Origin of the sequence: Micromonospora fiedleri, assembly GCF_016774385.1 — a bacterium.
Classification (GTDB): domain Bacteria; phylum Actinomycetota; class Actinomycetes; order Mycobacteriales; family Micromonosporaceae; genus Micromonospora; species Micromonospora gifhornensis.
In genome coordinates, this window is sequence record NZ_JAETXL010000021.1 from 24,813 (window position 1) to 30,812 (window position 6,000).

Sequence of the window (6,000 nt, forward strand, 5' to 3'; positions counted from 1 at the left end):
CGGATGCATCGTTGACGCTTCCGGCCGTTGAACCGGGTGCTGACGAGCAGGCAGCGGGTGTGCCGGTGACGCTTCCGGTCGGTGAACCGGGTGCCGACGGGCAGGCGGCCGGTGAGCGGGTCGGGGCGGCGGTCGGGGATGCCGGTGGGGGGCGCAAGCAGCGGTCCGGGCGGGCCAAGCCGGCACCCGAGCCGACGCCGCTGCTCGACGACACCGAACTGCGCGGCGCGCTGGAGGCCATCCTGCTGGTGGTGGACGAGCCGGTCAGCGAGCTGACACTGGCCCAGGTGCTGGAACAGCCCGCCGAACGCATCGGACCGATGCTCGACGACATCGCCGCCGGCTACACCGCCGCCGGGCACGGCTTCGACCTGCGCCGGGCGGCCGGCGGATGGCGGCTGTACACCCGGCCGGAATACGCCAGCTACGTGGAGCGGTTCATCCTGGACGGGCAGTCGGTGCGCCTCACCCAGGCCGCCCTGGAGACCCTGGCCGTGGTGGCGTACAAGCAGCCGGTGACCCGGTCGCGCATTTCCGCCATCCGCGGTGTCAACTGCGACGGGGTGATCCGTACCCTGGTCTCCCGGGGGTTGGTCGAAGAGTGTGGCACCGAGTCCGACAGTGGGGCGTACCTGTACCGGACGACCACGATGTTCCTGGAGAAACTCGGCCTCAACAGCCTCGACGACCTGCCGCCGCTGGCCCCGTTCCTCCCCGACGACGTAGAAGAGCTTGCCGATGCCTCGCGATAACCGCACCCCCTCACCCGACGCGCCCGTCTACACCGGCCCCGAACGCCTCCAGAAGGTGCTCGCCGCCGCCGGTGTCGGCTCCCGGCGGGCCTGCGAGGACCTGATCTTCCGGCGGAAGGTGACGGTCAACGGGCGGGTGGCGCAGCTCGGCGACAAGGTCGACCCCGCCACCGCCGTCATCCACGTCAACGGTGAACGGCTGCAGGCCGACACCCGGCTGGTGTACCTGGCCATGAACAAGCCCCGCGGCGTGGTCTCCACCATGGCCGACGAGAAGGGCCGCACCGCGCTGGCCGACTTCCTCAGCAACCGGGTCGAGCAGCGGGTCTACCACGTCGGGCGGCTCGACGCGGACAGCGAGGGCCTGCTGCTGCTCACCAACGACGGCACTCTCGCGCACCGGCTGATGCACCCCTCCTACGGGGTGCAGAAGACCTACCTGTGTGAGGTGGCCGGGCCGATTCCGCGCAACCTCGGCAAGCGGCTGGCCGCCGGCGTCGAGCTGGAGGACGGGCCGGTGAGCGTCGACGCGTTCCGGGTGGTGGACAGTCTGGGGCGTACCGCCCAGGTGGAGCTGAGCCTGCACGAAGGGCGCAAGCACATCGTCCGGCGGCTGCTCGCCGAGGTGGGGCACCCGGTGAGCCGGCTGGTGCGTACCGCCATCGGGCCGATCCGGCTCGGCGACCTGCGCAGCGGGCGGACCCGAAGGCTGACCAACGCGGAGGTCGCCGCCCTGTTCAAGGCCGTGGGTGACTGACCGCGCGGTGGCGGGTACCGCTGAGGGTAGGCTCGCGGACGGCCCGGCGGGCCGTGGGGTTCGGCGCCGGGCATGATGGGACATAGCTGGCAACCGCTCGCGTCCGCCGCTGACGGCGGATCGTGAGGTACGGGCTGAGGAGGACAACGGTGGGAGAAAACATACCGGTCGGGCGCTGCGTCGTCGCTGTGGACGGGCCGTCCGGTTCGGGTAAGTCCACCGTCTCGCGACGGCTCGCGACCAGCCTGGGCGCCCGCTACCTGGACACCGGCGCGATGTACCGGGCCATCACCTGGGCGGTGCTGCGCTCCGGTGTCGACCTGAACGACGCGCACGCCGTGGCCAAGGTCGCCGGCGAGGTCGACCTGCGCATCGGCACCGACCCGGCCGGCTACGCCGTCACCGCCGACGGGGTGAACGTCGAGACCGAGATCCGTGGCGCCGACGTGACCGCCGCCGTGTCCGCAGTGGCCGCCGTACCGGCGGTGCGGGCGCTGCTGGTCGCCCGCCAGCGAGACATGATCGACAAGGCGGGTCGGATCGTGGTCGAGGGCCGCGACATCGGTTCCGTGGTGGCCCCCGACGCCGACCTGAAGGTCTACCTCACCGCCTCGGCGGCCGCGCGGGCCGCCCGCCGCAGCGCCGAGAACGCCGCCGACGTCGCCGCCACCGCCGCCGACCTGGCCCGCCGTGACCAGCTGGACTCGACCCGCAAGGCCGACCCGCTCGCCCAGGCCGCCGACGCCGTGGTGCTCGACAGCACCGAACTGGGCATCGACGAGGTCGTGGCCCGACTGCGTGAACTGCTCACCGAGCGGGGCGTGGCGTGAGCAACGACGACGGCTGGGTAGAACTGCGGGAACCGGACCTCGACACCGAGGAGCCGAGCGGCCCGCAACCGGTGGTCGCCGTGGTCGGCCGACCCAACGTCGGCAAGTCCACACTCGTCAACCGGATCATCGGCCGCCGGCAGGCGGTCGTCGAGGACGTACCCGGGGTGACCCGCGACCGGATCCCGTACGACGCACAGTGGTCCGGCCGGTCCTTCACCGTGGTCGACACCGGCGGCTGGGAACCCGACGCCAAGGACCGGGCCGCGGCCATCGCCGCGCAGGCCGAGACGGCCGTGGCCACCGCCGACGTGGTGGTGTTCGTGGTCGACGCGACGGTGGGCTCCACCGACGTCGACGAGGCGGCGGTGAAGATGCTGCGGCGCAGCGCCAAACCGGTCATCCTGGTCGCCAACAAGGCCGACAACGCCAACATCGAGCTGGAGGCCACCTCGCTGTGGTCGCTCGGCCTCGGCGAACCGCACCCGATCTCGGCGCTGCACGGCCGTGGTTCCGGTGACCTGCTCGACGCCATCATGGCCGCGCTGCCCGAGGCACCGAAGATCGTGGAGAACCGCCCGCGTGGCCCACGACGGGTGGCGCTGGTCGGCCGACCCAACGTCGGCAAGTCCAGCCTGCTCAACCGCTTCTCCGGCGAGGAACGCGCGGTGGTCGACGCCGTCGCCGGCACCACCGTCGACCCGGTGGACAGCCTGGTCACCATCGGCGGCGAAACCTGGCACCTGGTGGACACCGCCGGGCTGCGCAAGCGGGTCGGCAAGGCCAGCGGCACCGAGTACTACGCCAGCCTGCGTACCGCCGCCGCGATCGAGGCCGCCGAGGTGGCGGTGGTGCTGCTCGACTCCAGCGAACCGATCAGCGAACAGGACCAGCGGATCCTGTCCATGGTCACCGAGGCCGGCCGGGCCATGGTCATCGCCTTCAACAAGTGGGACCTGGTCGACGCCGACCGTCGGTACTACCTGGACAAGGAGATCGACCGGGAACTGCGCCGCATCCCGTGGGCGATCCGGCTGAACCTGTCGGCGATGACCGGCCGGGCCGTCGACAAGCTCGCCGCCGCCCTGCACCGGGCGCTGGACAGCTGGGAGACGCGCATCCCCACCGCGCAGCTCAACGCCTGGCTCACCGCCCTGGTCCAGGCCACCCCGCACCCCGTACGCGGGGGACGGGCACCGCGGATCCTGTTCGCCACCCAGGCCGGCGTGGCCCCGCCACGGTTCGTGCTGTTCACCACCGGGCCGCTGGACGCCGGCTACCAACGCTTCGTCGAGCGCAAGCTGCGCGAGGAGTTCGGCTTCGAGGGCAGCCCCATTGAGATCTCGGTACGCCCCCGCAAGAAGCTCGGCCCCGGCGGCCGAGGCAAGGCGCACGGCTGATCCTGTTTCACCCTGGGCCCGGGTCGCGAGGCGCTTGCCTCCGCACCCGGGCCCGCCTCATTGATCCTGTCTTCCTAGGATGCTTTAGGGGTGGTGAGCTGGTCGTCGGGGCGGCGCTGTGGGGGTGGGGGCTGTGCGACGGATGGGAGAAGCTGCGCTAAGCTGTACCGGCTGCCGCGGGCAAGGTCTGGCGGTGGCAACGGGACGTGGCGCAGCTTGGTAGCGCACTTGACTGGGGGTCAAGGGGTCGTCGGTTCGAATCCGGCCGTCCCGACAGCACGAAAAGAGGCCGTCAACCGGGGTGAAAACCCTGGTCAACGGCCTCTAATTCGTATCTGGGCAGTGGGGATTTGCTGATCTAGACGGCGCGTAGCTGGGGACCACTTGGGGACCGGCGGGCCTTCAAGTGGGCGCTGAGGGCCGTTCCGGCGTCGGTGATCGACTGCCGGTCGGGGTGTAGGTAGCGCTGGGTGGTGGTCAGTGATCCGTGTCCGGCGATCTTCCGTAGGACGTGGACCGGTATGCCTGCGTCGGCCATCCATGTGAGGCCGGTGTGCCGTAGGTCGTGTCGGCGTAGGTGTTCGTATCCGAGCTTGGTGACCACCTCATCCCAATGCGTCGCGTCGCGGAGCACGGCGGTGCTGATCCGGCCACCGCGCGGCCCGGTGAACAGTCGGGAATCGGGTTTGGACACGGCGTCCAGGCGGTGAGCGACGATCGGCCGTACCTCTTCGATCAGCGGCACGGTCCGTGCGCGCTTTCCCTTAGAGGGCGTCTGATTCACGTATTTTGTGAGTGATGCCGTCTTCAGATGTCTCGCCAGGTTGGGGTGGTTTCGTTGGTGACGCGTTTGGTGAGGTTGTCGATCATCGCGATGCGGATCATGCTGGCGGAGTTGTCGGGTAGGGCTTCGTAGTCGCGGGCCAGTCGGCGGTGCAGCATGATCCAGCCGAGGCTGCGTTCGACGACCCAGCGGCGTTTGACCACCGAGAACCCTCGGATCTGCGGGTCTTTGGTGACGACTTCGACGTCGATGCCGAGGGTGGCGCCGTGTTCGATGACCTTGTTCTTGAAGCCGGCGTCGACCCAGGTCTTGGTCAGGGTCGGGTAGGTGGCTTTGGCCTGGTCGAGCAGGTTGATGCCGATGGTGTTGTCGCTGGCGCTGGCGGCGGTGACGACGACGGCGAGGAGTAGGCCGAGGGTGTCGGTGACGATGCCGCGTTTGCGTCCGACGATCTTCTTGCCGGCGTCGATGCCCTGGGTGGGCAGGGGTGCGTTGGTGGAGGTCTTCACGCTCTGGGTGTCGATGACGCAGGCTGACGGGTGCGCGGCGCGTCCGGCCTTGGTGCGGGCCAGGCCGGTGAGTTGGTAGTTGAGGTGGGTGAAGATGCCGTCGGTGGTCCAGGCGGTGAAGTAGCCGTAGACGGTCTGCCAGGGCGGGAAGTCGTGGGGCAGGTAGCGCCAGGCGATGCCGGTGCGGTTGACGTACAGGATGGCGTTGAAGATTTCCCGCAGGTCGTGGCTGGCGGTACGTCCGCCGACACCGGCGTCGGTGCGGGCCTGGCGCCAGGCGGTCAACCGTGGTGCGATCAGCGCCCAGCGGGCGTCGGACAGGTCGGAGGGGTAGGCAGGTCGCTCGGCCATGCCATAGCTCTACTGTGGACGAGCTGTGGTGGATCGCACCCGTAGTCCGACGATATGAGGGCTTTTCTGAACCAGACACGTTCCGCGGAATGAAGCTGGCATATCGCTGCGGCATCAGTCGGGTCAAACAGTGCCGATAGCCACGAGTCGGCGGCGCTGCCGGCCCGGCAGGCTGCCAGCCAAATGACGCTAATCCCACGCGGACGAGATCAAAACGCCCAGTTAGAGGGCATTCAGGCAGAGTTCGTAGCTGTTTGCCGGCTTTAAGCGTGGCGGCTTTAGGGGCGATTCGCAGGGATAAGCGAGTATTCGAGGTCGCTGGATCCGTGATCAGGGTGTCCGCTTATCTCACAAATAGGCTCTAGATTCCGTCTAGTCTAAAAATCTTATTGACTCTCCACGTTGGACGAATGCAGGGCCGGCGACTCGGTCTGGTGTAAACGGTGCGCCATGAGTAAGCGGAAGGCCTACCCGAGCGACCTGTCCGATGCCCGCTGGGCGCTGATCGAGCCAACACTGAGCGCTTGGCGGCAGGCCCGACTCGACCGGCGGCCCACCGGCCAGCCGGCCACCGTGGAATTGCGGGAGATCTTCAACGCGATCCTGTACGTCAACCG

At 69.0% G+C, this 6,000-nt stretch carries 6 protein-coding genes, 1 tRNA gene and 1 pseudogene; 6 read left to right on the forward strand and 2 right to left on the reverse strand.

The window, feature by feature from the left end:
* Positions 1 to 11 precede the first annotated feature (11 nt).
* The 5 genes from scpB to JMF97_RS30195 all read left to right on the forward strand — a co-directional run bounded on the left by scpB (position 12) and on the right by JMF97_RS30195 (position 4,013).
* Positions 12 to 752: an SMC-Scp complex subunit ScpB gene (scpB, locus tag JMF97_RS30175; protein ID WP_438803784.1), complete on the forward strand. Its 741-nt coding sequence runs from the start codon at positions 12 to 14 to the stop codon at positions 750 to 752.
* Entirely contained in the window at positions 739 to 1,509 is a 771-nt protein-coding gene (locus JMF97_RS30180; RefSeq protein ID WP_203224620.1) for a pseudouridine synthase, read from the forward strand. Before scpB ends, JMF97_RS30180 begins: the two co-directional genes overlap by 14 nt.
* A gap of 149 nt (positions 1,510 to 1,658) precedes the next feature.
* Positions 1,659 to 2,339 (forward strand): (d)CMP kinase, encoded by a 681-nt coding sequence (gene cmk / locus JMF97_RS30185; RefSeq protein ID WP_203224621.1) that lies wholly within the window; start codon positions 1,659 to 1,661, stop codon positions 2,337 to 2,339.
* Entirely contained in the window at positions 2,336 to 3,739 is a 1,404-nt protein-coding gene (der, locus tag JMF97_RS30190) for a ribosome biogenesis GTPase Der (protein WP_438803783.1), read from the forward strand. Before cmk ends, der begins: the two co-directional genes overlap by 4 nt.
* Positions 3,740 to 3,939: 200 nt before the next feature.
* A tRNA-Pro gene (locus JMF97_RS30195) sits at positions 3,940 to 4,013 on the forward strand.
* Positions 4,014 to 4,097: 84 nt separating this feature from the next.
* On the opposite strand, the pseudogene JMF97_RS30200 reads toward JMF97_RS30195, so the two are convergent.
* Together JMF97_RS30200 and JMF97_RS30205 are read right to left on the reverse strand one after the other, a co-directional pair.
* A pseudogene (locus tag JMF97_RS30200) lies at positions 4,098 to 4,508 on the reverse strand (tyrosine-type recombinase/integrase); the annotation flags it as partial.
* Between the two features lie 38 nt (positions 4,509 to 4,546).
* A complete protein-coding gene (locus tag JMF97_RS30205) occupies positions 4,547 to 5,383 on the reverse strand; it encodes an IS5 family transposase (protein ID WP_203224622.1) in 837 nt (278 codons plus the stop codon).
* A gap of 450 nt (positions 5,384 to 5,833) precedes the next feature.
* Here JMF97_RS30205 and JMF97_RS30210 point away from each other — a divergent pair.
* A partial coding sequence (locus tag JMF97_RS30210; RefSeq protein WP_203224623.1) for a transposase occupies positions 5,834 to 6,000 on the forward strand: 167 nt, incomplete at its 3' end.